The following is a 26,994-nucleotide window of genomic DNA, read 5'->3' on the forward strand; positions in this document are numbered from 1 at the left end:
TGACTATATACAGCCGGGCAAGGGACACCTCATGATCCAGTTCGACGCGGTCCACAAGCGTTTCCCGAATGGCACCACAGCGGTCCACGACCTCTCCCTGGAGATGCCGGAAGGGGGCGTGACCGTCCTCGTGGGATCTTCCGGTTGTGGCAAGACGACCACCCTGCGGATGGTCAACCGGATGGTCGACCCCACCTCCGGCACCATCCGGGTCGGCGGCCGCGACGTCCTGGACCAGGACGCCGCCGACCTGCGCCGCTCCATCGGTTACGTCATCCAGCAGTCGGGCCTCTTCCCGCACCGCACGGTCCTCGACAACATCGCGACCGTGCCACTGCTCCTCGGCTGGGGCCGCCGCAGGGCGCGGGCCCGGGCCGCGGAGCTCCTGGAGACGGTCGGCCTGACCGCGGAGTCCGGGAAGCGTTTTCCGCACCAGCTCTCCGGCGGCCAGCAGCAGCGGGTCGGCGTGGCCCGCGCTCTCGCCGCCGACCCTCCCGTCCTCCTGATGGACGAGCCCTTCGGAGCCGTCGACCCGGTCGTCCGCGCACAACTCCAGGACGAACTGCTCCGCCTCCAGAAGGAGTTGAGCAAGACGATCGTCTTCGTCACGCACGACATCGACGAGGCGGTCCGGCTCGGCGACCGGATAGCCGTCTTCCGCACCGGCGGCCACCTCGTCCAGTGCGCCACTCCGGCCGAACTGCTGGCCCGGCCGGCGGACGACTTCGTCGCGGACTTCCTCGGCGCGGAGCGCGGCCTGAAGCTCCTGTCCCTGACGTCGCTCAAGGGCATACCGCAGGCCCCCGCCCCCGAGGGCGGCACCTGGGAACTGGTCCTGGACGGCGCCCGCACACCCCTGCACTGGCGCACCGGGGACACCGAACTCCCCGTACGCCCCCTGCGCGACACCGACTCCCTGCTCGCCGCCCTCAATGAGTCCATCGCCTCCCCGACCGGACTCGTGGCCCGGGTCGACACCGACGGCGCCCTCACCGGGGTGACCTCGCGCGACGAGATCCACCAGCACGCGGGCCGGGCCCACACGGAAGCCAGGGTGGCCTCATGACCATCGACTGGTCGTGGATAGGCGACCACACCGACGACCTCACCACCCTCACGGTCTCCCACCTCCAGGCGGCCCTGTCCGCCGTCTTCCTCGGCCTGCTGGTCTCTCTCCCGCTGGCCGTGGTGGCGCACCGGATCCGCCCACTGCGGGGCCTGCTCCTCGGCCTCTCGAACGTCCTCTTCACGATCCCGTCGATCGCGGTCTTCGTACTCCTCCTTCCGGTCTCCGGCCTGACCCGCACCACCACGGTCGTCGGCCTGACGATCTACACCCTCGTCGTCCTCCTGCGGAACACGGTCGAAGGCCTCGACTCGGTCCCCGCGAAGACGAAGGAGGCCGCGAAGGCCATGGGCACGCGCCCCCTGCGCACCCTCCTCACCGTCGAGCTCCCCCTCGCGCTCCCGGTGATCATGGCGGGTGTCCGGATCGCCACGGTCATGTCGATCTCCCTGGTCTCCGTGGCCACGTACATCGGCGACGGCGGCCTCGGCCAGCTCTTCACCGACGGCTTCCAGCGCAACTTCCCGACCCCGGTCGTCGTCGGCGTCGTCCTGACGCTCCTGCTGGCCCTGGTCGCGGACGCGCTGCTGGTCGGCGTCCAGTACGTACTCACCCCGTGGAAGAGGCGGCGAGCCTGACATGTACGAACTCTTCAAGGACCTCGGCGGCTGGCTGGTCAGCGGCGAGCAGTGGACCGGCCCCGACGGCATCGGCCACCGCCTCGCCGAGCACCTCCAGTACTCGCTGCTCGCCACCCTCGTGGCGACCGTGATCGCCCTCCCCCTGGGCCTGCTGATCGGCCACACCGGCCGCGGCGCGTTCCTCGCCATCAACCTCGCGTCCTTCGGCCGTGCCCTGCCGACCGTCGGCCTGGTGGTGCTCGTCTTCCTGGCCAGCGGACTGTCGATGTGGCCGGTGTACGTGGCACTGGTCGCCCTCGCGGTCCCGTCGATCGTGACGAACACGTACGCCGGCATGACCGCCGTCGACCCGGACGTGAAGGACGCGGCGCGCGGCCAGGGCATGCGCTGGCACCAGGTCCTCCTCCAGGTCGAGCTGCCCCTCGCGCTCCCCTTGATCATGACGGGCCTGCGGCTCGCGCTGATCCAGGTGGTGGCTACGGCCACGATCGCCGCGTACGTGTCCTTCGGCGGGCTCGGGCGGTACGTGTTCGACGGGCTCGCCCAGCGGGACCTTGTGCAGGTGCTCGGCGGGGCGGTGCTCGTGGCCGGGGTTGCCGTGGTGCTCGACCTGGCCTTGAGCGGCCTGCAACGGGTCCTCTTCCGGCACCGCCCCGCGTGAGCGTCGCCGCTCGCCGGTGCAGCCGTGGATCTGCGGGCCGGCCGTGGCGGCCGCGCGGTTCCCCACGCCCCTGAAAGGGCGCCCCCTAGACCTCTGCAACTCCCCTCAGGAGCTTCCCCCATGAACCGACGTACCCTCCTCGGCGGGCTCTTCGCCGCCGCGTCCGTGCCCGCGCTCGCCGCGTGCAGCAGCGGGATCACCTCGCTCGACGGCGAGGGCGGTGGTGGCGGTGGCGGCGGGTCCAGCAAGGACGGCGTCACCATCGGTACCGCCAACTTCACCGAGAACCAGGTCCTCGGGTTCCTCTACGCGGCCGTCCTGGAAGCCGCCGGTGTGAAGACGAAGGTCCGCCCGAACCTCGGCACCCGGGAGATCCTCATACCCGCGCTCAGGGGCGGCGACATCGACCTGCTCCCCGAGTACCAGGGCGCCCTCCTGCACTACGTCTCCCCCAAGGCGAAGGCGACGGAGGAGGGCGAGATGCAGAACGCCCTCGCGATGGCACTGCCCGCCGGACTCCAGGTGCTGCCGTACGGCATGGCCGAGGACTCGGACGCCTTCGTCGTCACCCGGGAGACGGCCGACAGGTACGGCCTGGCCTCCCTCGCCGACCTGAGGAAGCAGAACGGGAAGCTCGTCATCGGCGCCGCGCCCGAGGTGAAGAAGCGCGAGGTCGGCGCGGTGGGCCTGAAGGACGTCTACGGGGTCGAGTTCAAGGAGTTCAAGTCCCTCGACTCCTCGGGCCCGCTGGTGAAGGGCGCCCTGAAGAAGGGTGACGTGGACGTGGCGAACCTCTTCACCACCGACACCGACATCGTGGCCAACAAGTGGGTCGTTCTCACCGACCCCAGGAACCTCATCCCCGGCCAGCACGTCGTCCCCCTCATCGCGGACCGCAAGGCCGACTCGACGGTCCGCAAGGCCCTGGCCGAGCTCGGCAACATCCTCACCACGGCGGACCTGACCGAGCTCAACCGCAAGGTCGACAAGGACAAGAAGGACCCGGAGGACGTGGCGAACGCGTACGCGAAGGAGAAGGGCCTGATCACGTAGGGCCCGTCGGCCGCGGCCCGGCCCGGTGGGGAACAGCCCAGTGCGGACCGGGGGGCTAACCCCCGTGCCAATCGCGCTCCGGCTCCCTACCTTGGACACCATGACCGGTATGGAAGCCCGCGACGCCGAACTCAAGAAGGAACTCGACGCCACCTTGCACGCACGCAAGGAACTGGGCGAGGAGTACGAGTCCGCGCTGATCGACTCGTTCCTGGAAAAGGTCGAGCAGCGCCTGGACGGCACGGTCGACCGCCGCGTGCGCCGCCAGCTCGCGGAACAGCAGATGGCGGTGGCCCGCGACGCACGGTCCCCCCAGGGGTCCTCGGACTCCTGGGGCGAGCGCTTCGGCTTCGGCATCGTCTCCCTCGTCCTCGCGATCCCCCTGTCCGCCATCGGCGGCGGTGTCGCCGAGCTGCCCGGCCTCCTGGTCGCCTGGGCGGGCATCGTGGGGGTCAACGTGGTCCAGGCCGCGCGCCTCTCGCCGGACTTCTTCAGCAGGCGCCGCAAGTCCTCCAAGGACAGCGAGTGGGAGGGCTGATCCGCCCGAAGCGATGACGGCGCAACCCCCGGCCGAGGAACCACGGCGGCGGGCGGCCACGCCCGCGGGAGCGGCGCCGGTCCAGGCGTGACGAAGGGCCCGGTACCAGTCGGGTACCGGGCCCTTCGTGAAGCTTGCGCGGGAACCGCCGCACCCCCGTTGCCGGGGGGCGGGACGACGGCGGTCCCCGCGAGGGACGCGGGCCGGGTCAGGGCCGGGCTTGCGCGTCCGTGGCGTCGATGGAGATCCGGGAGCCGCTCCGGAGGGTCCTTGACGCCGTTTCGGTGCCGGCCGGGGCGGGGAGCCGCTCCCGCCCTTGCCGACATCGTCAATCTGCCGTACGCGTGTTAAGCGTGTGCTGCGCGGACGTGACGTGCTCGTACCACTTCCGCGAAGTTCCACCGTGATCGCTCACGCCGCAAGTTCCCCTCCGACGCCTGCAGTTCACCGGAACTTCCTACTGTCGACCACCCTTGGCCAGGAAGGACAGCAGGTCCTGTCGGCTGACGACTCCGGTGGGCTTGCCCTCGACCAGGACGATCGCCGCGTCGGCCCCGCCGAGCACGGTCATCAGGTCGCCGACCGGCTCACCGGAGCCGACCTGGGGCAGCGGCGCCGACATGTGCTTCTCCAGCGGGTCGGAGAGCGAGGCCCGCTGGGTGAACAGGGCGTCGAGCAGTTCCCGTTCGACGACGGAGCCCACGACCTCGGCGGCCATCACGTCCGGGTGTCCGGCGCCCGGCTTGACGATGGGCATCTGCGAGACGCCGTACTCGCGCAGCACCTCGATCGCCTCGCCGACCGTCTCGTCCGGGTGCATGTGGACGAGGGAGGGCATGGCGCCGTGCACCTTGTCGCTGAGGACGTCGGCGACCCGCGCGCTGGGGCCCTCGTCCTCCAGGAAGCCGTAGTCGGCCATCCACTCGTCGTTGAAGATCTTGCTGAGGTAGCCGCGCCCGCTGTCGGGGAGGAGGACGACCACGACGTCGTCGGGCCCGAGCCGCTCGGCCACCCGCAGCGCGGCGACGACGGCCATGCCGCAGGAGCCGCCGACGAGGAGGCCCTCCTCCTTGGCCAGCCGCCGGGTCATCTGGAAGGAGTCCTTGTCCGAGACCGCGACGATCTCGTCGGCGACCGTCCGGTCGTACGCCGTCGGCCAGAAGTCCTCGCCGACGCCCTCGACGAGATACGGCCGCCCGGACCCGCCGGAGTAGACGGACCCCTCGGGGTCGGCGCCGACGACCTGGACCTTCCCGTCACTGGCGTCCTTGAGGTAGCGCCCGGTGCCGGAGATGGTGCCGCCGGTCCCCACGCCCGTGACGAAGTGGGTGATGCGCCCCTCCGTCTGCTCCCACAGCTCGGGGCCGGTGGAGTGATAGTGCGAGAGGGGATTGTGGGGGTTGGAGTACTGGTCGGGCTTCCAGGCTCCGGGCGTCTCCTTCACGAGCCGGTCGGAGACGTTGTAGTACGAGTCGGGGTGCTCGGGGTCGACGGCGGTGGGGCAGACGACGACCTCGGCCCCGTAGGCCCGCAGCACGTTGATCTTGTCGGTGCTCACCTTGTCGGGGCACACGAAGATGCACTTGTAGCCCTTCTGCTGGGCCACGATGGCGAGGCCCACACCCGTGTTGCCGCTGGTCGGCTCGACGATCGTGCCACCCGGCTGGAGCGCGCCGCTCTTCTCGGCGGCCTCGATCATGCGCACGGCGATGCGGTCCTTCACGGAGCCGCCGGGGTTGAAGTACTCGACCTTCGCGAGGACGGTCGCCTGGATGCCGGCGGTCACGCTGTTGAGCCTCACCAGCGGGGTGTTGCCGACGAGACTGATCATCGAGTCGTGGAATTGCACCGTTGTCTCCGGAGCTGGAAAAGAAGTGGTCGGGGTGGTGTCGTCAGCCTAAGCCCCCTCCTGGGCGTTCACGTCGCGTTGAGATTGGCCGACGGTCTGTACGGGGCAAGGAGTGGGTGTACGGCTAGAAGGAGGTGGCGGCTTCGCATGACGAGTTTGTCGAGAGCGAGGGTGGCACGGCGGATCGCCGCGGGCGCGGCGTACGGCGGCGGCGGGATCGGGCTGCTGGGCGCGGCGACGGTCGGCGTGGTGCTGGCCGAGGTGCAGCTGGCGAAGCGGCAGGTGGGAAACGGGCACAGCCCCCGTCCGCCGAGCGCGGACGGACTGTACGGGTATGTGTACGCCGGCTCGCAGGGCCCGTTGCGCCTGACGATGCTCGGTGATTCGACGGCGGCCGGGCAGGGCGTGCACCGGGCCCGGCAGACACCGGGAGCGCTGATCGCGTCCGGGCTCGCCGCGGTGGCGGAACGGCCGGTGCGGCTGCGGAACGTGGCTCTGCCGGGCGCCCAGTCCGACGACCTCGACCGCCAGGTCGTCCTGGCTCTCGGGGACCCGGACGGGGTGCCCGAGGTATGCGTGATCATGGTCGGCGCGAACGACGTGACGCACCGGATGCCGCCGACGCGGTCGGTCCGGCACCTCTCGGCGGCGGTACGCAGACTCCGCACGGCGGGTGCCGAGGTGGTCGTCGGCACCTGTCCCGACCTGGGCTCCATCGAGCCGGTCCAGCAGCCGTTGCGGTGGCTGGCGAAGCGCGCCTCCCGTCAGCTGGCGGCCGCGCAGACCATCGGCACGGTCGAGCAGGGCGGGCGGACGGTGTCGCTGGGCGACCTGCTGGGGCCGGAGTTCGCGGCGAACCCGCGGGAGCTGTTCGGCCCCGACAACTACCACCCCTCGGCGGAGGGGTACGCGACGGCGGCGATGGCCGTGCTGCCCTCGGTCTGTGCCGCGCTGGGCCTGTGGCCCGCGGACGAGGAGCGCCCGGACGTCTCCCGCCGCGAGGGCTTCCTGCCCGTGGCACGAGCCGCCGCGGAGGCGGCTTCGGAGCCGGGCACGGAGGTGGCGGCCGCGATGCCCACGGGCCCGCGCGGCCCCTGGGCCCTCCTCAAACGCCGCCGCCGCCGGCGCGTCCCAGCCACAGACCCGGCCCCCACATCAGCCTGACCCCACGCTCCCCCGCCCCGTCAGGGGCGCGGGAACCGCGTGGCGGCCAGGGGCCCGGGACCCCGCCCCGCCAGGGGCCCGGGACCCCGCCCCGCCAGGGGCGCGGGGAACTGCGCGCCCAGCCCCCACCGAACCCGCAGCCAAAACCCAAGGGGGCCTGGGGCCAAACCCCCAGGTGGCTCACGGGGCGAAGCCCAAAGGGGTCTGGGGCAAAGCCCAAGGGGGACTGGGGGGGGCGAAGCCCCCGGGGCTGGGACTTGCAGCGAGGAAAAAGCAAGCGCTTGGAAAGTGCGTCCCGAGTCACACCCCCACCCCCGTGACCCCGCCCATACCTACGGGTAGCTTCCCAGTCAGGTCCGCCTACACCCTCGTAACGCCAATGGAGCCGTGATGCCCGAAGCCGTGATCGTCTCGACCGCCCGCTCCCCCATCGGCCGCGCCTTCAAGGGTTCCCTCAAGGACCTGCGCCCCGACGACCTGACCGCGACCATCATCCAGGCGGCCCTCGCCAAGGTCCCGGAGCTCGACCCGAGGGACATCGACGACCTGATGCTCGGCTGCGGCCTCCCCGGCGGCGAGCAGGGCAACAACCTCGGCCGCATCGTCGCCGTGCAGATGGGCATGGACCACCTCCCCGGCTGCACGATCACCCGTTACTGTTCCTCGTCGCTCCAGACGAGCCGTATGGCCCTGCACGCCATCAAGGCCGGCGAGGGCGACGTCTTCATCTCGGCGGGCGTCGAGCTGGTCTCCCGCTTCACGAAGGGCAACTCCGACAGCCTGCCCGACACGCACAACCCGTTCTTCGCGGAGGCGGAGGCCCGCACCGCGGAGGTCGCCGCGAGCGAGGGCGCCTCCTGGCACGACCCGCGCGAGGACGGCGTCGTCCCGGACGCGTACATCGCGATGGGCCAGACCGCGGAGAACCTCGCCCGCATCAAGGGCGTCACCCGCCAGGACATGGACGAGTTCGGCGTCCGCTCGCAGAACCTCGCCGAGGAAGCCGTCAAGAACGGCTTCTGGGAGCGCGAGATCACCCCGGTGACCACGCCGGACGGCACGGTCGTCAGCAAGGACGACGGCCCGCGCGCCGGCGTCACGCTCGACGGCGTCCAGGGCCTCAAGCCGGTCTTCCGCCCCGACGGCATGGTCACGGCGGCCAACTGCTGCCCCCTCAACGACGGCGCCGCCGCCCTCGTGATCATGTCCGACACGAAGGCCCGCGAGCTCGGCCTGACCCCGCTGGCCCGGATCGTCTCGACCGGCGTCACCGGGCTCTCCCCCGAGATCATGGGCCTCGGCCCGGTGGAGGCGTCGAAGCAGGCCCTGTCCCGCGCCGGTCTGACCGTCGGCGACATCGACCTGTTCGAGATCAACGAGGCGTTCGCCGCCCAGGTGATCCCCTCCTACCGCGACCTGGACATCCCGCTGGAGAAGCTGAACGTGAACGGCGGCGCCATCGCGGTCGGCCACCCCTTCGGCATGACCGGCGCCCGCATCACCGGCACGCTCATCAACTCGCTCCAGTTCCACGACAAGCAGTTCGGCCTGGAGACGATGTGCGTGGGCGGCGGCCAGGGCATGGCGATGGTCATCGAGCGCCTGAGCTAGTTCCCGGGAACACGTCCGAGCCGAAGACCCCGCTCCGTGACGGGAGTTGAACACACAGTCACCGAAACGACCCGAAGTCCCGCAATCGCCGGGACTCCGGGTCGTTTTGTGATCCAATCTCCCCCAGGATGTGACCTATCTCCCTCCGGAAAGGGATTTACGCAGGTCAGGGCGGTTACGCGACTAAACACCAGGCCGAAAGTCCTGCCCCTTTCGTGACGTTACGCACTGACAGCTGGTTAGTCCGCCCTTCAAGCTGATGTAGGAAGTCGGGGGTCGACTTTGAACCGGGAGTACGTCAGTGAGCACCACGTCTCTTGCTCTGCTGCTCGCCACAGCCACCACCACGGCCGTGGGCGTCGCCGTTCTGCGCACCCTGCTGGCACTGCGCCGACAGGTGGCCGCCCTGCACACCGAGCTCGCCCGGAGCCGTGCCACGGCCGTACGCGGCCTCGCGCCGGCCGCCCGCGGGACCGCGGACGCCGACGAGATACGCGCGGCCGTGGCCGAGGCCCTCGCCGAGGAGCGCGAGCGTGAGCTCGCCGAGGCCCGGGCGTTCTGGGCCGCCCAGGAGGCGCGTGACGTCACCGACGCGCCGACCCTGCTCGGTCTGCCCGACAGTGAGCTGTTCCTGCCCCGCCAGTCGGACTTCGCGGGTCTCGAACACCTGGAGCCGGTGACCGAGCCCGCCGCCGACGCCGACGAGTTCGCCGGGGACTCCCCCGAGCTGGCCGCGGCCCGCCGACGCCACCCCTCGCACCCCGACTTCGTACCGGTCCAGTCACCCGTGGCGAACGACCACGAACGTACGGTGGCCTGCCTGGAGGACCTCGCCGGCTCCCGCACGGAGCTGGCGGACGTCCGTCCCGGCCCGCTCGGCACCCTCGACGTGTACGTCTTCGCCGACGGCACCACGCTCTGCATGACCCCGGGTCATCGCGAGACCGCCGAACGCCTCGCCGAGTCGCTGCGCACCGGCCACCCGCCGGTCCTGCTCGGCGGCTCGGGGGTCTCGGGCGCCTACGCCCTCACTTTCGAGTGCGGCAAGGAGAGCGTCTACGTCCTGGCGGACAGGGTCATAGCCTCGTTGTGAGGGTCACGGCCTCGTCGTAACGGCACGCCCCGACAGAAAGCGCCCCCTTCGAGGGGCGCTTTTTCCGGTCGTCCGCGGCTCCGCCGCGTGGGCGCGACCGCCCACGGCCGGACCGCGAAGCCTTCAGATCCCCGCCCTCTTCTGCGCCTCCTCCACGAGGCTCACCGCCTCCACGACCTCGTCCTCGGCCGTCAGCACCTCGGCCAGATCGTTCCCGGCCACGGTGACCTGGTCCGCCGCGGCGAACATTCCCGCGTCGGGCATCTCCAGGGGGTCCCGCGTGGGGTCCTCCAGCCGCTGGGCACGCAGTGACAAATCCCTGGCCAGCCCCAGCGCCTCGGCGGCGGCTCCCCGCTGAAGCCGGCTCTGCGGGGCGGCGCGCAACCGGTCGGCGAAATGTTCCACGGCCCGCGTCAAAGGCGTCGTATCAAGCACGCGCCGACCCTACGCGCCTCATCTGGACTGTTGCCAACGGGCCGCCCCTCAGGCACGGTGATTTGAAGGACCGGCTTACATCCCATGCGTCCGGAGGCGCCGATGTCCCAAGTCTTCTCCGCGGAGACCCATCGCAATCTGCTCGCCCGCATCCCCCACTGCACCGGTCGTGAGATCTCCGACTGGCTGCGCACCGTCGACGAAGGCCCCGCTCTCTTCCGCTTCGAGGAGAAGGTCAGCTGGCTCCGCGCCGAGCACGACCTCGCGTACGGCCACGCCAAGGCCATCATTCACGAGTACGACCTGAGGAGGGCCGCGCGCAAACTGCTCTGAGCGGTTTCGCTCCGCTCCTCCACCCGAAAATACCGAAGGGCCCGCGAACCTTGGTTCGCGGGCCCTTCGGTCGTGCTTGAGCGGTTGTCACTGCGCCACCGGCCGGTGGGGGCTGCTCGCGCGGTTCCCCGCGCCCCTCAGGGGGTGCCCCTCGCCGGAGCGACGCAGATCGTTGCCGCCGCTAGTCGTTGCCGCTGAAGATGGCGACCAGACGCAGCATCTCGAGGTAGATCCACACGAGGCTCATGGTCAGGCCGAACGCGGCCAGCCAGGCTTCCTCGCGCGGCGCGCCGTAGGCGATGCCGTCCTCGATCTGCTTGAAGTCGAGCGTCAGGAAGAACGCGCCCAGGACGATCGCGAGGATGCCGACGATCGCGCCCAGCGGGCCCATGCTGCGCAGGCCGCCGTCATCGGCGACACCGAAGACGACCAGCAGCAGGTTGACCGCCATGACCAGCACGAAGGCGATCGCGATGGCCATACCGATGCGCGCGTACCGAGCGGTGACGCGGATCCAGCCCGCCTTGTAGATCAGCAGGGTGGCGCCGGACACCGCCATGGTGCCGAGCACGGCCTGGAAGGGCGCTCCGCTCCACCGGCTGTTGAACATCTCGCTGATCACGCCGAGGAAGACGCCCTCGAAGGCGGCGTACGCCAGGATCAGCGCGGGCGAGGCCTTGCGCTTGAACGACTGCACCAGCGCGAAGACCATCGCGATGAGCGCGGAGCCGATCGCCAGGCCGAAGCTGCTCGACGTGACCGGCAGCAGGACCCAGGCGAGGACGGCGCCGACGGTGACGGTGCCGAGCGTCATGGCCGTGCGCGCGACGACGTCGTCCATCGTCATGCGGCCGGCGGCGGGCGGGGCCTGCGGCGGTGCGCCGTGCTGCAGGTCCTGCGGGGCGTACGGGTTCTGAGCGTAAGGATTCTGCGCGTACGGGCTGCCGCCCTGCGGGGTGCCCTGTGCGTACGGGTTTCCCTGCGTTCCGACAGCGGGGCCCCCGGCCTGCGGCTGGGCGTTGAAGCCCGCGTGGCCGTTGTCGCGGCTGAACCCCCGTCGCGAGAAGACCGGGTTGCTGCTCCTCATTTCACTCCTCCATAGCCACCGTGCGTGGCCTTGGCTCAAGAGTAATGGGTAGGCAAAAGAAAGCCTCTAGTGCCTGGGGAGGATCTTTCCCCTCTTGTGACCGGGAACACCAGGGTTCGACCTGGCATTCCCCGCACCGTTACAACGCCGGTACGGGCCCCTCCGGTTCCCCCGTCCGTGGCGTTCAGTCCAGGGCGAAGCCCGTGTACCCCTCGGCGAGGTCCTGCTCGGCGCCGCGCGCGGAGGCGAGCCGCTCCAGCCGGGCCAGCTGGATGCGGTCGTCGAAGGGCGTCGCGTCGGGCGAGCGGTGCAGCAGGGTCGTCATCTCGTACGAGAACCGCTCGGCCTGCCACACCCGCCGCAGGCAGGTCTCGGAGTAGGCGTCGAGGAGCTCGCCGGACCCGGTCTCCCTCTCGTGCGCCAGCGCCCGCGCGAAGGTCACGACGTCCCCCACTGCGAGGTTCAGCCCCTTGGCGCCCGTCGGCGGCACGATGTGGGCGGCGTCACCGGCCAGGAAGAGCCGTCCGTGGCGCATCGGCTCGTGCACGTGGCTGCGCATGGGCGTGACGGACTTGGCGGTGACGGGGCCCCTGCGGAGCCGCCAGTCGTCGTCGGTCTCGAACCGGCGCTCCAGCTCGTCCCAGATCTCCTCGTCGCCCCACTCCTGCGCGTCCGTGCCCTCGGGCACCTGGAGGTAGAGCCGCGAGACGGTCGGCGACCGCATGGACAGCAGGGCGAAACCACGGTCGTGGCGGGCGTAGACGAGCTCGTCGTGCGAGGGGGGCACGTCGGCGAGGATCCCCAGCCAGCCGAAGGGGTAGGTCCGCTCGAAGACCCGTGTGAGCTCCTCGGGGATCGCCTTGCGGGCCACACCCCAGAAACCGTCGCACCCGACGACGTACGCGCACTCCAGGACGTCCTCGCGCCCCTCGTGCCGGAAGCGCACCCGGGGGCTGTCGGTGCCGGCCCCCTCGACGGCCAGCGCCTCCGCCCCGAAGAGCACCGGTCCGCCCTCCTTGAGCTGCAGCGCGATGAGGTCCTTGCACACCTCGGTCTGGGCGTAGACCATCACGGACCGCCCGCCGGTGAGTGCGGGGAAGTCGATCCGGTGGCGCCTGCGCGCGAACCGCAGCTCGATGCCGTCGTGGCGGAGCCCTTCCCGGTCCATGCGCTCACCGGCGCCCGCGGCCCGCAGCACGTCCACGGTCCCCTGCTCGAGGATCCCGGCGCGCTGCCGCTGCTCCACGTAGGCCCGGTCGCGGCTCTCCAGTACGACGGAGTCGATCCCCGCGTTGTGCAGCAGCCTCGCCAGCAGCAGGCCGGCCGGTCCGGCCCCGATGATCCCGACGGTGGTACGCATCGACACGCTCCTTCGCGCTCCGACGACTCCCGTGAGCGCCGCCAGCGTTGTTCGCTGAGTGAAGTTATTTTCACCATTTAGCTCACGTGAGTTTCCGACGGGTGGGACCCGCTGTCAACGGTCACGCAGTGAAGTCTTCAATGAAGGATGCACCCTTCATCGGGAGACGCCGGGAGAACGGAAGTGTCGGAGGTGCCCGGAACCGGACTTGAACCGGTACGCCCGCGAGGGGCAGCGAGGTTTAAGCTCGCCGTGTCTGCATTCCACCATCCGGGCAGGCCATGGGCTCCGCGTCGAGTGTTCCGAGCCTATCGGGACAGATCCCCCGAACAGCGGAAGGTCGGACCGATGTTGTCTTATTTTATTGACGTCTGAGGGTGCATCAGCCCACGGTACGAGCCATCCGCACTTGCCACATGCCCTTCGACGAACGTCGGACGGCCTATGTGGAATGACGTGATTTCACCGCCCGAACGAGCGGGACCTGACGAACCGTCGCCGATTCCCACTCAGGGGTGGGTGTCATCCCCAGGTATGACTCGGCGTCGCGTGGTCCGACCGGAGTCGCCCCTCGGAACCGGAACAGCGGGTGACTACACGGCGCGGATCAGCGTCGACGATGGAACCTGTCGTCCACTCGTCGTCGTACCGACAAGGAGCACCCTTCCGTGACCACCACTCCCCTCGCCGACCGGACCACCCTGGTCGCCGCCCGCGCCACGGAACTGTCGAAGGTCTACGGACAGGGGGAAACCCAGGTGGTCGCTCTGGACCAGGTCTCCGTCGACTTCCGGCAGGCCGAGTTCACCGCGATCATGGGTCCCTCCGGCTCCGGCAAGTCCACGCTGATGCACTGCGTCGCGGGGCTGGACTCCTTCTCCTCCGGATCGGTCCGCATCGGTGACACCGAGCTCGGCTCCCTCAAGGACAAGCAGCTCACCAAGCTGCGCCGGGACAAGATCGGCTTCATCTTCCAGGCGTTCAACCTCCTGCCGACCCTCACCGCCCTGGAGAACATCACCCTCCCCATGGACATCGCGGGCCGCAAGCCGGACAAGGAGTGGCTGAACAGGGTGATCGGCATGGTGGGTCTGGCCGACCGGCTCTCCCACCGTCCCACCGAGCTCTCCGGCGGCCAGCAGCAGCGCGTCGCCGTGGCCCGTGCGCTGGCGTCCCGCCCGGACATCATCTTCGGCGACGAGCCCACCGGAAACCTGGACTCGCGCTCGGGTGCCGAGGTGCTGGGCTTCCTCCGCAACTCCGTACGGGAGATGGGGCAGACCGTCGTCATGGTCACCCACGACCCGGTGGCCGCGGCGTACGCGGACCGCGTGATCTTCCTGGCCGACGGGCGGATCGTCGACGAGATGCTCTCGCCGACCGCCGACGGCGTCCTCGACCGGATGAAGGACTTCGACGCCAAGGGCCGTACGAGCTAGCCGCCACCGCGCCCTCGCACCCCGCCGCGTCTCGTCCCGCCTCCTCCTCCACCAGGACAGAAACCCATGTTCCGTACCGCCCTGCGCAACGTCCTCGCGCACAAGGCCAGGCTGTTGATGACCGTGCTCGCCGTCATGCTCGGCGTCGCCTTCGTCTCCGGCACCCTGGTCTTCACCGACACCTTCGGCAACGCCTACAAGAACAAGTCGGCGAAGAGCTTCGACCACGTCTCGGTCGCCATACAGCCCGAAGGCGGCTCCTACTACGAGTCCGGTGACGACGGCGAGGCCAAGAAGCCGCCGCGGCTGACCGACGCCCTCCTGAAGAAGACCGAGAACCTGCCCGGCGCCGACTCGGCGATCGGCGGCGTCATGGACTTCACCGCGCTCGCCGACAAGGACGGCAAGCTCGTCGGCGGCGACTGGGGCACCTCCGGCGCCAACTACTACCCCGGCAAGGACGGCAAGGACCCCCGCTACGACTTCACCGAGGGCGCGGCACCCAAGTCCGCCGGTGACATCGCGCTCGACTCCAGGACCGCCGGACGCACCGGCTACAAGGTCGGTGACACGGTCCGCTACTCCACCGACGGACCGGTGCGGCAGGCGAGGATCAGCGGCGTCTTCGACACCGAGGACGGCAGCGTCCTCGCGGGCGGCAGCCTGGTGGTGTTCGACAACGACACCGCCATGAAGGTCCTCGGCAAGAGCCAGTACGACGAGATCGACGTGAAGGCCGCCGCGGGCACCTCCGAGACGGCGCTGAAGAGCTCGGTCGAGAAGATCCTGCCGAAGGAGACGGTCGCCCTCTCCGGTGCCCAGCTCTCCGCCGACCAGGCGGCGATGATCGAGGACGAGACCAGTGCGATGGCCCAGGTCCTGCTGATCTTCGCGGGAATCGCCCTGTTCGTCGGCATCTTCATCATCGCCAACACCTTCACCATGCTGGTCGCCCAGCGGACCAGGGAGCTGGCCCTGATGCGCGCCGTCGGCGCCTCGCGCCGCCAGGTGACGCGCTCCGTGCTCATCGAGGCGTTCCTCGTGGGCCTGCTGGCCGCGGTGACCGGCTTCGCGCTCGGCATCGGCGTGGCCATGGGCCTGGAGTCCCTGATGAACTCCGCGGGCGCCTCCCTGCCCGACGGGCCGATCGTCATCGCCCCGACCACGATCGTCGTCGCGCTGGTCATCGGTGTGGTCGTGACCATGCTGGCCGCCTGGCTGCCGGGCCGCCGCGCCGCGAAGATCCCGCCGGTCGCCGCGATGAACAGCGTCCACGCGACGCCGACCACGCGCGGTCTCGTCGTCCGCAACACCCTCGGCTCGGTCATCGTCGCCCTCGGCGCGGTCATGCTGTTCATGGACGACAACTACGTGAAGGCCGGCGGCGCCGGAGTGATCCTCGTCGGGGTCATCGTCCTCACGCCGCTCCTGTCGCGCCCGTTCATCGCCGCGTCGGCCCCGCTCCTGAAGCCGTTCGGCGTCACGGGCAAGCTGTCCCGGCTCAACGCGGTGCGCAACCCGCGCCGTACGGCCTCCACCGCCTCGGCCCTGATGATCGGCCTGACCCTCATCACGGCGATGACGGTGGTCGCGACCTCCATGGGCAGCGCCATCAACAAGATGGCCTCGGACTCCCTGAAGGCCGACTACACCGTCTCCATGGCGAACTACCAGCCGCTGGCCCCCGAGGTCCGCGAGAAGCTGGACAAGCTCTCCGACGTCGAGGCGAGCAGCCCGTTGCGCCCGGCCTACGGCGAGCTCGGCAACTCGTACATCGAGGTCTCCGGCGTCGACGAGAAGGCCTTCGGCAAGCTGGTGAACCTCGACTTCACCAGCGGCTCCCTCGCGAACCTGACCGGCGCCTCCACCCTGGTCGACAAGGAGATCGCGGACGACGAGGGCCTGAAGACGGGTGACACCGTCCCCGTGAAGTTCGACGACGGCGAGACGGCCCGGCTGAAGGTCGCCGGCGTCTACGAGCAGAACGAGATGATCAACGGTCTGTTCGCGCCGCTCGCCGTGGTCGACCCACACCTGTCGAAGGTCACCGATCAGCAGGTCATGGTGAAGATGAAGGACGGTGTCTCCGACCGGGCCGAGGACGCCATCGTCAAGGCCCTGGGCGACAACCCCGCCATCAAGATCCAGGACAAGAATGCGATCAACAACGAGATCGCCGGCGCGATCAACCTGATGCTGAACATGCTCTACGGCCTCCTGGCGATGGCCATCCTGATCGCGGTCCTCGGTGTCATCAACACCCTGGCCATGTCGGTCTTCGAGCGGAAGCACGAGATCGGCATGATGCGGGCCATCGGTCTCGACCGCGCGAAGGTCAAGCAGATGGTGCGCCTGGAGGCGATCATCATCTCCCTGTTCGGTGCGGTGCTCGGCATCGGTCTCGGCCTCTTCATGGGCTGGGTGGCGGGCGACAGCATCTCCGGCACGGTGAAGACGTACACCATGGAGATCCCGTTCGGCCGGATCGCCCTCTTCCTCTGCATCGCGGGCCTGGTCGGCGTCCTCGCGGCGATGTGGCCGGCGCGCAGCGCGGCGAAGCTGAACCCGCTGATGGCGATCAAGAGCGAGTAGTTCCTGGCGGTGCGCACAGGAGTTGGGGCCCCGGACGAGCGTCGTCCGGGGCCCCACTCACGTACGGCCTACCGCCAGGAGCGGGCGCGCAGCGGCATCCCCGAGGTGCCGGTGTCCCGGGTCTTCACCGCCAGCACCTGGTTCACGCCGATGCGGTTGCGCTCGAAGGCGAGCGCAGAGGCGGCCATGTAGAGGCGCCAGACGCGGGCCCGGCCGGGGCTGGTGAGACGGACCGCGGTCGGCCAGTCGGCCTCCAGGTTGGCCACCCACCGGCGCAGCGTCAGCCCGTAGTGCTCACGGATCGACTCGACGTCACGGACCTCGAACCCGGCGTTCTCCAACTGGCTCACGGTCCCGCCGACCGGCTCCAGTTCCCCGTCCGGGAAGACGTATCTGTCCATGAACGCGTCGAGTTCGTACCCCGACTCGTCCCGCCACGGCCGGCGCGCGATCTGGTGGTTCAGGAGCCGCCCGCCCGGCCCGAGGAGACCGAACAGCACCCGGGCGTACTCCAGGTAGCGCTCACTGCCGACGTGTTCGGCCATACCCACGGAGGAGATCGCGTCGTAGGGCCCGTCCGTGACGTCGCGGTAGTCCTGGACGCGGATCTCGACCCGGTCGGTGAGCCCCTCCTCGGCGACGCGCTTGCGGGCGTACGCGGCCTGTTCCTGCGACAGCGTCACGCCGACGACGCTCACCCCGTGCTCGCGGGCCGCGTGGACGGCCATCGAGCCCCAGCCGCAGCCCACGTCGAGCAGCCGCATGCCCGGCTTCAGGTCCAGCTTGCGGGCGATGAGCCCGAGCTTGTCGCGCTGGGCGTCCTCCAGTGTGCCGTCCGGGGACTCCCAGTAGGCGCACGAGTAGACCATGGACGGCCCGAGGACGATCTCGTAGAAGTCGTTGCCGACGTCGTAGTGATGGCTGATCGCGCGTCTGTCACTGCGCTTGGTGTGCAGATGGGAGCGTCCGCGGACCTCCTCGCGGGGCGGGGCGGGCGGCAGCGGCGACCCCGCCATCCGGACGAGCCCGCGCACGGCGGCCCGTACGCCGGGATCCCGCAGGGCCTCCCCCAGGCTCCTGGTGTCCTCGCCGCGCTCCCACACCAGCCCGGCCACCACCTCCAGAACGGCGTACAGGTCGCCGTCCACCGTCAGGTCCCCGGCGACCCAGGCTCTGGCCAGTCCCAACTCTCCGGGCTTCCACAGAAGTCGGCGCAGGGCACGCCGGTTCCGTACGACGAGCACGGGGCTGCCCGGCGGTCCTGATTCCGAGCCGTCCCAGGCACGGATCCGGACCGGGAGCGGGGCTCCCAGCAACTGCTCCGTCAGCGCCTTGAGCCGCAGCGCCGCGTCCTGCATGAGGCACACCTCCGTGACGGGGAAACCCACAGACTCCAACACCACGTAAACACCAACGGGCCCGGAGCGCAGTCCCACCAAAGGGTTATGTCTGGGCAAAAGGACGTGTTGCCGCTCCTGGGAACGCCGAAGGGGCCCCCGCACCACGGATGGCGGGGACCCCTTCGGGAGAAGCGTGCGGCGACCGGAGGGTCAGGAGGCCTTGGCCCTCTCCTCCGTCTTCGCGACGGCCGGAGCGGGCGCGGGCTTGGCGGCCTCGTAGAACTCCTCGCGAGGAGTCTCCATGGCCCCGAGCGAGACGACCTCACGCTTGAGGAACACGGCCAGCGTCCAGTCGGCGAAGACCCGGATCTTCCGGTTCCAGGTCGGCATGGCCAGCCCGTGGTAACCACGATGCATGTACCAGGCCAGCCGCCCCTTGAGCTTGATCTTCATCTTGCCCATGACGATCATCGCGACGCCCTTGTGCAGGCCGAGACCGGCGACCGCACCCTTGTTGGCGTGGCTGTACTCCTTCTGCGGGAAGCCCCGCATACCGGAGATCACGTTGTCGCCGAGGACCCGCGCCTGACGCAGCGCGTGCTGGGCGTTCGGCGGGCACCAGGCGTTCTCGTTGCCGGCCTTGCGGCCGACGAGGTCCGGCACCTGGGCGTTGTCGCCGGCGGCCCAGACGTAGTCCGTGCCCTGCACCTGGAGCGTGGTCCGCGTGTCCACGTGACCGCGCGGGCCGAGCGGCAGACCGAAGCGGGAGAGCACCGGGTTGGGCTTGACGCCGGCCGTCCACACGATGGTGCTGGAGTCGACCTCAAGGCCGTTCTTCAGGACCACGTGGCCGTCGACGCAGGAGTCCATGGAGGTGGAGAGGTAGACCTCGACCCCACGTCCTTCGAGGTGCTCCTTGCCGTACTGGCCGAGCTTCGGGCCGACCTCGGGAAGGATCTTGTCCGCGGCGTCGACGAGGATGAAGCGCATGTCCTCGCGGGACACGCTGGTGTAGTACTTGGCCGCGTCGCGGGCCATGTCCTCGACCTCACCGATGGTTTCCGCGCCCGCGAAGCCACCGCCGACGAAGACGAAGGTCAGCGCCTTGCGCCGGACCTCTTCGTCCGTCGTGGAGTCAGCCTTGTCGAGCTGCTCCAGCACGTGGTTGCGCAGGCCGATGGCCTCCTCGATGCCCTTCATGCCGATGCCCTGCTCGGCGAGGCCGGGGATCGGGAAGGTGCGGGAGACCGCGCCCATCGCGATGACGAGGTAGTCGAAAGGCAGCTCGTACGCCTCGCCCACGAGGGGGGAGATCGTGGCGACCTTGCGGTCCTGGTCGATGGTGGTGACCCGGCCGGTGAGGACTTCCGCCTTCGGCAGTACGCGTCGCAGCGGGACGACGACGTGCCGGGGCGAAATGCTGCCGGCGGCGGCTTCGGGGAGGAAGGGCTGGTAGGTCATGTACGACCGGGGGTCGACGACCGTGACGGTCGCCTCGCCGTAGCGCATCTTCTTGAGGATGCGCCGAGCTGCGTACAGGCCTACGTACCCACCGCCTACTACGAGGATCCTGGGACGCTCCGTGGTGCTCATGCCATCGAGTATCCACCCGCCTCAGGGGGGTCGCTCGTGCGCCCCTTCACAAGCTCCTTCACAGCATCTGCTACACTCCGCCGCTCACGTGACCCAGGTCATGCGTAAGCGGGGGAACCAGTGCCCGGTTCGGGCCGTTGTCAATGCCGCGTGAGCTGCCGCTCCGCCTCTTCGAACCCCCTGAACCAGTCCCCTTTTTCATACGATCGCAGCACCCGCGGAACGCCCTGTTGATCATGCTCCGGGCCCGCCCGCGCCACCCATGGGGCCTACGGGGGTGAAAACATCGCCCATCAGGGCCGATTCTCTTGTGAAGAACTTCACGAAGTTTTCCGGCGGGGTGTTGCCGGGGGCGTCCGGAAGTGCTCTCAGGGCCTTCCGGGGGCGCTCATGCGTTATCCGACCTGCTCAGCCGAGGCTACCAGCGGGTAGTAAAGAGGGCCCGGCTCAGACCGGCCCGGACCTGCTCAGACCTCAGCGGCGACGGACCAGGCGATCCCGTCGAGGGTGTCCCACGAACGCGACTCATCCCGACCATGTGTACACACATGCGCGTACACTGACGTCATGACCGAGGACACCGTGACCATACGGGAAGCCCGCGCCCATCTCGCGGACCGCATCAACCTGGCCGAGGAAGGCACCCCGACGGTCATCACTCGCAACGGCACTCCGGTGGCGGCCGTGGTACCGATCGCGGATTTCGAAGCCTTGGAAGAGGCGGCCGACGTCATGTTGGCCCGAGAGGCCGAAGCAGTCCTGGCCGAGAACGGCCCCACCGTGACCATGGCCGAGCTGCTGGCAGATCTGTTCACCGAGCGCGGTGAAGGCACCGCGTGAAGTACGCGTTCCGGTTCACCGCGGCGGCGCAGCGGCAGCTGAGGGACATCGCTCGGCTCGACGCCATGCGCATCCTGACCGCGCTGACCGCGCTCGGCGACGACCCGTACCGTGAGGGTGGCGACGTCAAGAAACTCACTGGCACATCGGGGCTCTACCGGCTCCGGGTCGGCAACTACCGGGTCGCTTACCAGGTGGAAGACGGTGAACTCGTCATCCTCGTCGTCAAGGTGGGCAACCGCCGCGACATCTACCGCAACTTGTGAGGCACGCGGGTCCTCACGGGCCCGCGCGCCTTGAGCCACCCGACTCCACCGAGGATCGCCACTTACCGCATCATCACGACTTGAGTGCCGTATGGAACGCGATCCCGTCGAGGATGTCGTGCTCGCTCACGACGACCTCGTGCGCGCCGGTCCTCTCCATGACCGCGAGCAGGACGAGGGCGCCGGCCCCGATGACGTCGACGCGACCCGGGTGCATCGAGGGGATCGCGGCCCGTTCGGTGTGCGTGGAGGCGAGCAGCCCCTCGGTGATCTCGCGGACGCGCTCGCGCGAGATCCGGGAGTGGTGGATGGCCTCGGAGTCGTACTCCGGAAGGTCCAGGGCGATCGCCGAGACGGTGGTGACGGATCCGGCGAGGCCGACGAGAGTGCGGGCCTCGCGCAGGGGCACGGACTCCTCGGCGAGGTCGAGGGCCGCCTCGATGTCGGCGCGGATCGCCCGGATCTGCTCCTGGGTCGGCGGGTCGGTGACCACCCCGTCCCGGACGAGGTGCCGTTCCGTCATCCGTACGCAGCCGATGTCCACCGAGCGGGCGCCCCGCACGTGGTCGTCGCCCACGACGAACTCGGTGGAGCCGCCGCCGATGTCGACCACGAGGTAGGGCCTGGCGAGGTCGTCGCGGCCCGTCAGCTCCTTGGTGGCGCCCGTGAAAGAGAACTCGGCCTCCTGGTCGCCGGAGATGACCTCGGGTTCCACTCCCAGGATGTCGAGGACACCGCGGACGAACTCGTCCCGGTTCTCGGCGTCCCGGGAGGCCGAGGTCGCCACGAAGCGCAGCCGCTCCGCGCCGTGCTCCTTGATCACCGCCGCGTACTCCCGGCAGGCCGCGAAGGTGCGCTCCAGGGCCTCGGGGGCGAGCCGTCCCGTCCGGTCGACGCCCTGCCCGAGCCGGACGATCGTCATCCGCCGGTCCAGATCGACGAGTTCGCCGGTCTCCGGGTCCGCGTCCGCGACGAGCAGCCGGATGGAGTTGGTACCGCAGTCGACGGCAGCGACGCGTGTCATGACGTGGTCTCCTGTTGCGATCGTTCGTCCCTGTCGAGGGCTCCGCCCCGACCCCCCGCTGCACGGCCTTTTCCAGGGGGGCGGGGAACCGCGCGACCGGCCACGGCGGACCCGCACCCGGCACACCCAGCCCCGCCCGGCCCGGCGTTCACTCCGCCGGCGGCACCACGCACGCGCCCTTGCGCCACCACTGCGGCAGCATCGCGATGGCCTCGTCGCCCAGGGGGTTGACCCCCGGCCCCGCGGCCAGCGAGTGCGCGACGAGGACATGCAGGCACTTCACCCGGTCCGGCATCCCGCCCGCGCTCGGGAACCCTTCGAGCACCTCGATGGAGTCACGGCGGGCGACGTAGTCGTCGTGAGCGGCCCGGTAGGCGGCGGCCAGCCCGGGGTCCGTGGCGAGGCGGTCCGTCATCTCCTTCATGACCCCGTTCGCCTCCAGCGTGCCGATGGCGGAGGCCGCACGCGGGCACGTCAGGTAGTAGGTCGTCGGGAACGGCGTGCCGTCGGGGAGGCGGGGAGCCGTCTCGACGACGTCGGGCTGCCCGCAGGGGCAGCGGTGCGCGATCGCGCGCAGCCCGCGCGGCGGCCGCCCGAGCTGCTGCTTGAAGGCCTCGACGTCCGCGTCGGTGGGCTCGGTGCGCGGAGTGGGCTGCGGGGGCGTTTCCATGCTGTGGGGTCTGTGTCCTTCTGGTCAGTTCACTGGTCGGAGGCGTCGGCCTTGTCGACGCCGTCCCAGACGTTGGCGTACCAGGCCCGGTCGGCCGCCGTCTGATCCGTACGCGTCTTCTTCGCCGCGTCGGGGTCGATCACGATGTAGCCGGTCTCACCCGGCATCACGTAGTGCAGCCGTTCCCGGATGCGCTGCTCGGCGTACGCGTCGTCCTGCCACCGCGCCTTCAGGTCACGCAGCTGCTCGACCCGCTCACGGGCCTGCTCGCGCTGCCGCTGGAGGTCGGCGACCTCGGCACGCTGGGAGACGTACTGCCTTATGGGATAGGCGAGGGCCACGACGAGCGAGCAGAGGACCAGGGCGAGGAGCGCCGCGCGGCCGGTCAGCCGTGAGCGGTGCGCCTGCCGTTTGGTCTGGGAGCGGTAGACACGGGCTGCGGTCTGCTCACCGAGCGCCCGCAGCCTGGTCGCGGTGGAGAACCGGTCACGGTCCTTCACAGCCATCTGTCCCGCCTCCCCGATACGTACGTACGTCCCCGCACACGGTACGGGACCGGGTACGGGGACGTACGTACGACGGGGCTGTCACCCCATGTCGCGGGGCCGGACTCAGCCCTTGTAGCGGGGGAACGCGGAGCGGCCCGCGTACACCGCGGCGTCGTCGAGGATCTCCTCGATGCGCAGCAGCTGGTTGTACTTGGCGACGCGGTCCGAGCGGGCCGGGGCACCGGTCTTGATCTGGCCGCAGTTCACCGCGACGGCGAGGTCGGCGATGGTGACGTCCTCGGTCTCGCCGGAGCGGTGGGACATCATGCACTTGAAGCCGTTGCGCTGGGCCATCTCGACGGCGTCCAGCGTCTCGGTGAGCGAGCCGATCTGGTTGACCTTGACGAGCAGGGCGTTGGCGGAGCCCTCCTCGATGCCGCGGGCGAGGCGCTCGGGGTTGGTGACGAAGAGGTCGTCGCCGACGATCTGGACCTTGTCGCCCAGCTTCTCGGTGATGACGTTCCAGCCGGCCCAGTCGTCCTCGTACAGCGGGTCCTCGATGGAGACCAGCGGGTACGCGGAGACGAGCTCCTCGTAGTACTCGGTCATCTCGGCGGCCGAGCGGGACTTGCCCTCGAACTCGTACTTGCCGTCCTTGTAGAACTCGGACGCGGCGACGTCCAGCGCGAGGGCGACCTGCGTGCCGGGGGTGTAGCCGGCTTCCTTGATGGCCTCGACGATGAGGTCGAGGGCCTCGCGGTTGGAGCCCAGGTTCGGGGCGAAGCCGCCCTCGTCACCGAGACCGGTGGACAGGCCCTTGGTCTTCAGCACCTTCTTGAGGGTGTGGTAGACCTCGGCGCCCCAGCGCACGGCCTCGGAGAAGGACTCCGCGCCGATCGGGGCGATCATGAACTCCTGGATGTCGACGTTGGAGTCGGCGTGCGACCCACCGTTGAGGATGTTCATCATCGGGACCGGCAGCAGGTGCGCGTTCGGTCCGCCCAGGTAGCGGAAGAGCGGCAGGTCGCTGGCCTCGGAGGCCGCGTGGGCGACGGCGAGGGAGACGCCGAGGATGGCGTTGGCGCCGAGCGAGCCCTTGTTGTCGGTGGCGTCCAGGTCGATCATCGCCTGGTCGATGAGGCGCTGCTCGGTGGCGTCGTAACCGACGAGCTCCGGGCCGATCTGCTCGATGACGGCGAGGACGGCCTTCTCGACACCCTTGCCGAGGTAGCGGTTGGGGTCTCCGTCACGGAGCTCAACAGCCTCGAAGGCACCGGTGGAGGCGCCGGACGGGACGGCGGCACGACCCGTGCTGCCGTCGTCGAGGCCGACCTCGACCTCGACCGTGGGATTGCCTCGGGAGTCCAGGATTTCCCGGGCTACGACGACGTCGATGGACGGCACGAGCATCTCCTTCTGGGATGTGACGCAAGCTACGCCGGGCCGAAGGGGCCCGGTTGGGCGCAGGCCTGGGGTGGCCCTGCGGGACGAGCCTAACCGGCCGCCGGGGATCGACCGGCCTTCGACCGTCCCCTGGACAGAACCGAGAGTAAATTGTTTCCGAACGGAACAAAGCGAGAACGAAAAAAGCCCCGCCCCGGTGCGTACGGGGGAACACGCACCGGGGCGGGGAGCCCGTGGGGGACGGGGGTGGCCCTCACGAGACCTCCACTATGGGGGACACGGATGTGAGGGCGCTGTGGTTCAGCCGCGATTCGACGGCGGGCCTCAGTTCCGGCCGAGGCTGAGCGGCCAGGGCCTCGGCCGGGACAGGGCGCCCGCACGGTCGAAGTGGGGGTCGCGGCCGCCGGATGTCAGCTGAGGTGGAGCTGCTGACCCGGGAAGATGAAGTCGGCGTCGTCGACGATGTCGTCGTTCAGCTTGTACAGCTTCTGCCAGCCGCCCTTGACCTTCTCCTTCGTGGCGATCTCGCTGAGGGTGTCGCCCTTGACGACCTTGTACTCGCCGTCGCCCTTCTCGACCTTCTTGCCGGTCGGGGTCTCGACGGTCTTCTTCGCGGTCGAACGCTCCTGGGAGCGCGAGGCACGCTGCTCGGAGGACTGCGAGTCCTGCTGCTGCGACTGCGAGGTGCTCTGGCCGGAGTCGCCCGAGCCGGAGGGGGCCGCGCCACCGCCGGTCGAGGCACCCGAGAGGCCCACGCCACAGCTCGGCCAGGCACCCTTGCCCTGGCCCGCGAGGACCTTCTCGGCGACGGCTATCTGCTGGGACTTGGAGGCCTGGTCGGCGGTGGAGGCGTACGAGGTGCCGCCGTACGCGGCCCAGGTGGAGGCCGAGAACTGCAGGCCGCCGTAGTAGCCGTTGCCGGTGTTGATCGACCAGTTGCCACCGGACTCGCACTGGGCGACGGCGTCCCACTCGGAGGCGGTGGCGGCGGAGGCTCCCGTGGCGCCCATCAGCGGGACGGCGACGGCGGCGGTGGTGACACCGGCCAGCGTGGCGATGCGGGTGGCCTTGGACGGGCGGCGGTGCTTGCCCTTGCGGTAAAGCAGCATGAAGTGATCCCCTCACCGACGCCTGCGAGGTGAGCTGTCGGGTTCGGGCCGAGTGAGTTGCCCGGCCGCGCGACACTGCTGTCACGCGGCTTAACCCCAAGCCGTACCTGGTCTCGACGACCGGGCCCGGCACTTACCTTGGGTCCCCCGCTCCTGCCTACGGCGCTTGACGCGACGACTGTTCCCGTACGGCCGTTGGCAGGATTCGGCGTTGCGACCGTCGGGGCTCACGAGTGGCGAGCGGTCACGACCGTAGACACGGAATCCACCGGATTTCAAAGACGATCAGGCTCTTGAGATCCATGTCTCACTTTCACCAAACCGGACATTCAGCGCGAACTACCGCTGGTTTTCGCCCGATTCGGCGCCTTGGTCACTACTTGCTCGCCGCGGGCTCACTGCCGAGGTCGAGCCTCTGACCGGGAAGGATGAGGTCCGGGTCGGAGCCGATGGTCTCCTCGTTCGCGGCATAGAGCGCGCGCCACCCGCCCTTGAGGTCAAGGGAGTCGGCGATGCTCCAGAGACTGTCCCCGGAGTGGACCCCGTACGAGCCGTCCTCGGTCGCGACGCGCGAGGTGCTGTCCCCGCGGGAGGCGTGCCGGCCGGTGGAGTCGCCCCCGCGGGCACCGGCGGCGTCGTCGGCGCTGCCGCCGCGATGGCGGCCGGATCCGCCCGCGTCCGCCGAAGCGTCGCCGCTGCGGGACGACTTGTCCGAATCGTCACCGTTCGCCGCGCTGCCCTTGGAAGAGCTGTCCGAATCCTGTGCGTCCGCGTCGGCGTCGCTACCGGAGTCGTTCGAGGAACTCGTACCGTTGTCGGCGGACGAGTCGGACTTCGTACTGTTGTCACTCTTTGTCGCGTCCGGGTCGGGCGACGGACTGGCGGAGTCCTCGGCGAGGCCCGTGTCGACGTCGGCCGAGTCGGAGCCCTGCGTCAGGCCGGCGACGAGACCGCAGGTCGCCCAGGCGCTCGTCCCCTTGGCCGCGAGGACCTTCTCGGCGACGGCTATCTGCTGCGAGCGGCTGGCCTGGTCGGCGCTCGGCGCGTAGTCGAGACCGCCGTGCCCCTCCCACGTCTCCTGGCTCATCTGGAGTCCGCCGTAGAGGCCGTTGCCGGAGTCGGCGCTCCACGAGCCGCCGCTCTCGCACTCCGCGACCGCGTCCCAGGTCGTACCGCTGGCGGCACTCGCACCGGACGCGCCGAGCAGGGGGATCGCGATGGCCGATCCGGTCACGCCCGCCGCGACGAGGAGCGCCGGAGCCTGGCGGGGGCGACGGTGACGACCGTTCCCGGAGAGCATGCGATGGCCTTTCAGGTGACAGCAGGGAATGCGCAAAG

The 26,994-nt window shown here is 69.8% G+C and carries 25 protein-coding genes, 1 tRNA gene and 1 riboswitch; of the genes, 13 read left to right on the forward strand and 13 right to left on the reverse strand.

Features of this window, described 5'->3' with window-relative positions; translation table 11 throughout:
- The first annotated feature begins 31 nt into the window (after positions 1-31).
- The 5 genes from O1Q96_RS40505 (at position 32) to O1Q96_RS40525 (ending at position 3,959) form a co-directional block, all read left to right on the forward strand.
- Positions 32-1,066 carry an ABC transporter ATP-binding protein gene (locus O1Q96_RS40505; RefSeq protein ID WP_269252850.1) on the forward strand — a complete coding sequence of 345 codons (1,035 nt, stop codon included), beginning with the start codon at positions 32-34 and terminating at the stop codon, positions 1,064-1,066.
- Positions 1,063-1,704, forward strand: coding sequence for an ABC transporter permease (locus O1Q96_RS40510; protein WP_269252851.1), 642 nt, complete (start codon positions 1,063-1,065; stop codon positions 1,702-1,704). Before O1Q96_RS40505 ends, O1Q96_RS40510 begins: the two co-directional genes overlap by 4 nt.
- 1 nt (position 1,705) lies before the next feature.
- Positions 1,706-2,368, forward strand: a complete 663-nt coding sequence (locus O1Q96_RS40515) for an ABC transporter permease (RefSeq protein WP_269252852.1) — start codon at positions 1,706-1,708, stop codon at positions 2,366-2,368.
- Positions 2,369-2,488: 120 nt separating this feature from the next.
- Positions 2,489-3,421, forward strand: a complete 933-nt coding sequence (locus tag O1Q96_RS40520) for an ABC transporter substrate-binding protein (protein ID WP_269252853.1) — start codon at positions 2,489-2,491, stop codon at positions 3,419-3,421.
- Positions 3,422-3,530: 109 nt separating this feature from the next.
- A complete protein-coding gene (locus O1Q96_RS40525; protein WP_269253922.1) occupies positions 3,531-3,959 on the forward strand; it encodes a hypothetical protein in 429 nt (142 codons plus the stop codon).
- Between the two features lie 457 nt (positions 3,960-4,416).
- Here O1Q96_RS40525 and O1Q96_RS40530 read toward each other — a convergent pair whose 3' ends face one another.
- On the reverse strand, positions 4,417-5,808 hold the full coding sequence (locus O1Q96_RS40530) for a cystathionine beta-synthase (protein ID WP_269252854.1): 1,392 nt from the start codon (positions 5,806-5,808) through the stop codon (positions 4,417-4,419).
- Between the two features lie 147 nt (positions 5,809-5,955).
- Here O1Q96_RS40530 and O1Q96_RS40535 point away from each other — a divergent pair, with 147 nt between their 5' ends.
- The 3 genes from O1Q96_RS40535 to O1Q96_RS40545 all read left to right on the forward strand — a co-directional run bounded on the left by O1Q96_RS40535 (position 5,956) and on the right by O1Q96_RS40545 (position 9,676).
- Complete coding sequence (locus tag O1Q96_RS40535; RefSeq protein ID WP_269252855.1) at positions 5,956-6,972, forward strand: SGNH/GDSL hydrolase family protein; 1,017 nt, start codon at positions 5,956-5,958, stop codon at positions 6,970-6,972.
- A 390-nt stretch (positions 6,973-7,362) separates the two neighbouring features.
- Complete coding sequence (locus O1Q96_RS40540) at positions 7,363-8,583, forward strand: acetyl-CoA C-acetyltransferase (protein ID WP_217452568.1); 1,221 nt, start codon at positions 7,363-7,365, stop codon at positions 8,581-8,583.
- Positions 8,584-8,884: 301 nt separating this feature from the next.
- Entirely contained in the window at positions 8,885-9,676 is a 792-nt protein-coding gene (locus tag O1Q96_RS40545; RefSeq protein ID WP_269252856.1) for a hypothetical protein, read from the forward strand.
- Between the two features lie 123 nt (positions 9,677-9,799).
- On the opposite strand, the gene O1Q96_RS40550 is transcribed toward O1Q96_RS40545, so the two are convergent.
- Positions 9,800-10,111, reverse strand: a complete 312-nt coding sequence (locus O1Q96_RS40550; protein ID WP_269252857.1) for a hypothetical protein — start codon at positions 10,109-10,111, stop codon at positions 9,800-9,802.
- A gap of 102 nt (positions 10,112-10,213) precedes the next feature.
- On the opposite strand from O1Q96_RS40550, the gene O1Q96_RS40555 reads away from it, so the two are divergent.
- A complete protein-coding gene (locus O1Q96_RS40555) occupies positions 10,214-10,444 on the forward strand; it encodes a DUF4287 domain-containing protein (RefSeq protein ID WP_217452571.1) in 231 nt (76 codons plus the stop codon).
- Between the two features lie 181 nt (positions 10,445-10,625).
- Here the strand turns inward: O1Q96_RS40555 and O1Q96_RS40560 are convergent, their stop codons facing one another.
- The 3 genes from O1Q96_RS40560 to O1Q96_RS40570 form a co-directional block, all read right to left on the reverse strand.
- Complete coding sequence (locus O1Q96_RS40560) at positions 10,626-11,531, reverse strand: Bax inhibitor-1/YccA family protein (protein WP_269252858.1); 906 nt, start codon at positions 11,529-11,531, stop codon at positions 10,626-10,628.
- A 184-nt stretch (positions 11,532-11,715) separates the two neighbouring features.
- Complete coding sequence (locus tag O1Q96_RS40565; protein ID WP_269252859.1) at positions 11,716-12,891, reverse strand: 4-hydroxybenzoate 3-monooxygenase; 1,176 nt, start codon at positions 12,889-12,891, stop codon at positions 11,716-11,718.
- A 193-nt stretch (positions 12,892-13,084) separates the two neighbouring features.
- Positions 13,085-13,167 (reverse strand) — tRNA-Leu (locus O1Q96_RS40570).
- 392 nt (positions 13,168-13,559) lie between these two features.
- On the opposite strand from O1Q96_RS40570, the gene O1Q96_RS40575 reads away from it, so the two are divergent.
- Both O1Q96_RS40575 and O1Q96_RS40580 read left to right on the forward strand, forming a co-directional pair.
- A complete protein-coding gene (locus O1Q96_RS40575) occupies positions 13,560-14,330 on the forward strand; it encodes an ABC transporter ATP-binding protein (protein WP_269252860.1) in 771 nt (256 codons plus the stop codon).
- Between the two features lie 66 nt (positions 14,331-14,396).
- Complete coding sequence (locus tag O1Q96_RS40580; protein ID WP_269252861.1) at positions 14,397-16,922, forward strand: ABC transporter permease; 2,526 nt, start codon at positions 14,397-14,399, stop codon at positions 16,920-16,922.
- A 68-nt stretch (positions 16,923-16,990) separates the two neighbouring features.
- On the opposite strand, the gene O1Q96_RS40585 is transcribed toward O1Q96_RS40580, so the two are convergent.
- Both O1Q96_RS40585 and O1Q96_RS40590 read right to left on the reverse strand, forming a co-directional pair.
- Positions 16,991-18,280 (reverse strand): class I SAM-dependent methyltransferase, encoded by a 1,290-nt coding sequence (locus tag O1Q96_RS40585; RefSeq protein ID WP_269252862.1) that lies wholly within the window; start codon positions 18,278-18,280, stop codon positions 16,991-16,993.
- A 192-nt stretch (positions 18,281-18,472) separates the two neighbouring features.
- Positions 18,473-19,855: an NAD(P)/FAD-dependent oxidoreductase gene (locus O1Q96_RS40590; protein WP_217452577.1), complete on the reverse strand. Its 1,383-nt coding sequence runs from the start codon at positions 19,853-19,855 to the stop codon at positions 18,473-18,475.
- Between the two features lie 567 nt (positions 19,856-20,422).
- Here O1Q96_RS40590 and O1Q96_RS40595 point away from each other — a divergent pair.
- A complete protein-coding gene (locus O1Q96_RS40595) occupies positions 20,423-20,695 on the forward strand; it encodes a type II toxin-antitoxin system Phd/YefM family antitoxin (RefSeq protein WP_269252863.1) in 273 nt (90 codons plus the stop codon).
- A complete protein-coding gene (locus tag O1Q96_RS40600; protein WP_269252864.1) occupies positions 20,692-20,961 on the forward strand; it encodes a type II toxin-antitoxin system RelE family toxin in 270 nt (89 codons plus the stop codon). The genes O1Q96_RS40595 and O1Q96_RS40600 overlap by 4 nt, the downstream gene beginning before the upstream one ends.
- Positions 20,962-21,034: 73 nt before the next feature.
- On the opposite strand, the gene O1Q96_RS40605 is transcribed toward O1Q96_RS40600, so the two are convergent.
- The 6 genes from O1Q96_RS40605 to O1Q96_RS40630 form a co-directional block, all read right to left on the reverse strand.
- Positions 21,035-21,985: a Ppx/GppA phosphatase family protein gene (locus O1Q96_RS40605; RefSeq protein ID WP_269252865.1), complete on the reverse strand. Its 951-nt coding sequence runs from the start codon at positions 21,983-21,985 to the stop codon at positions 21,035-21,037.
- A 148-nt stretch (positions 21,986-22,133) separates the two neighbouring features.
- A complete protein-coding gene (locus tag O1Q96_RS40610) occupies positions 22,134-22,655 on the reverse strand; it encodes a DUF501 domain-containing protein (protein WP_269252866.1) in 522 nt (173 codons plus the stop codon).
- 29 nt (positions 22,656-22,684) lie between these two features.
- The gene (locus O1Q96_RS40615) at positions 22,685-23,161 is read right to left on the reverse strand and encodes an FtsB family cell division protein (protein WP_269252867.1); all 477 of its coding nucleotides are present in this window, start codon (positions 23,159-23,161) and stop codon (positions 22,685-22,687) included.
- Positions 23,162-23,266: 105 nt separating this feature from the next.
- On the reverse strand, positions 23,267-24,547 hold the full coding sequence (gene eno, locus O1Q96_RS40620) for a phosphopyruvate hydratase (protein WP_419587020.1): 1,281 nt from the start codon (positions 24,545-24,547) through the stop codon (positions 23,267-23,269).
- Between the two features lie 410 nt (positions 24,548-24,957).
- Positions 24,958-25,656 carry a LysM peptidoglycan-binding domain-containing protein gene (locus O1Q96_RS40625; RefSeq protein WP_269252868.1) on the reverse strand — a complete coding sequence of 233 codons (699 nt, stop codon included), beginning with the start codon at positions 25,654-25,656 and terminating at the stop codon, positions 24,958-24,960.
- Positions 25,657-25,660: 4 nt separating this feature from the next.
- A riboswitch (cyclic di-AMP (ydaO/yuaA leader) is annotated at positions 25,661-25,831 on the reverse strand.
- 201 nt (positions 25,832-26,032) lie between these two features.
- Positions 26,033-26,956 carry a transglycosylase family protein gene (locus O1Q96_RS40630; RefSeq protein WP_269252869.1) on the reverse strand — a complete coding sequence of 308 codons (924 nt, stop codon included), beginning with the start codon at positions 26,954-26,956 and terminating at the stop codon, positions 26,033-26,035.
- Positions 26,957-26,994 lie beyond the last annotated feature (38 nt).

The organism is Streptomyces aurantiacus (assembly GCF_027107535.1).
GTDB lineage: Bacteria > Actinomycetota > Actinomycetes > Streptomycetales > Streptomycetaceae > Streptomyces.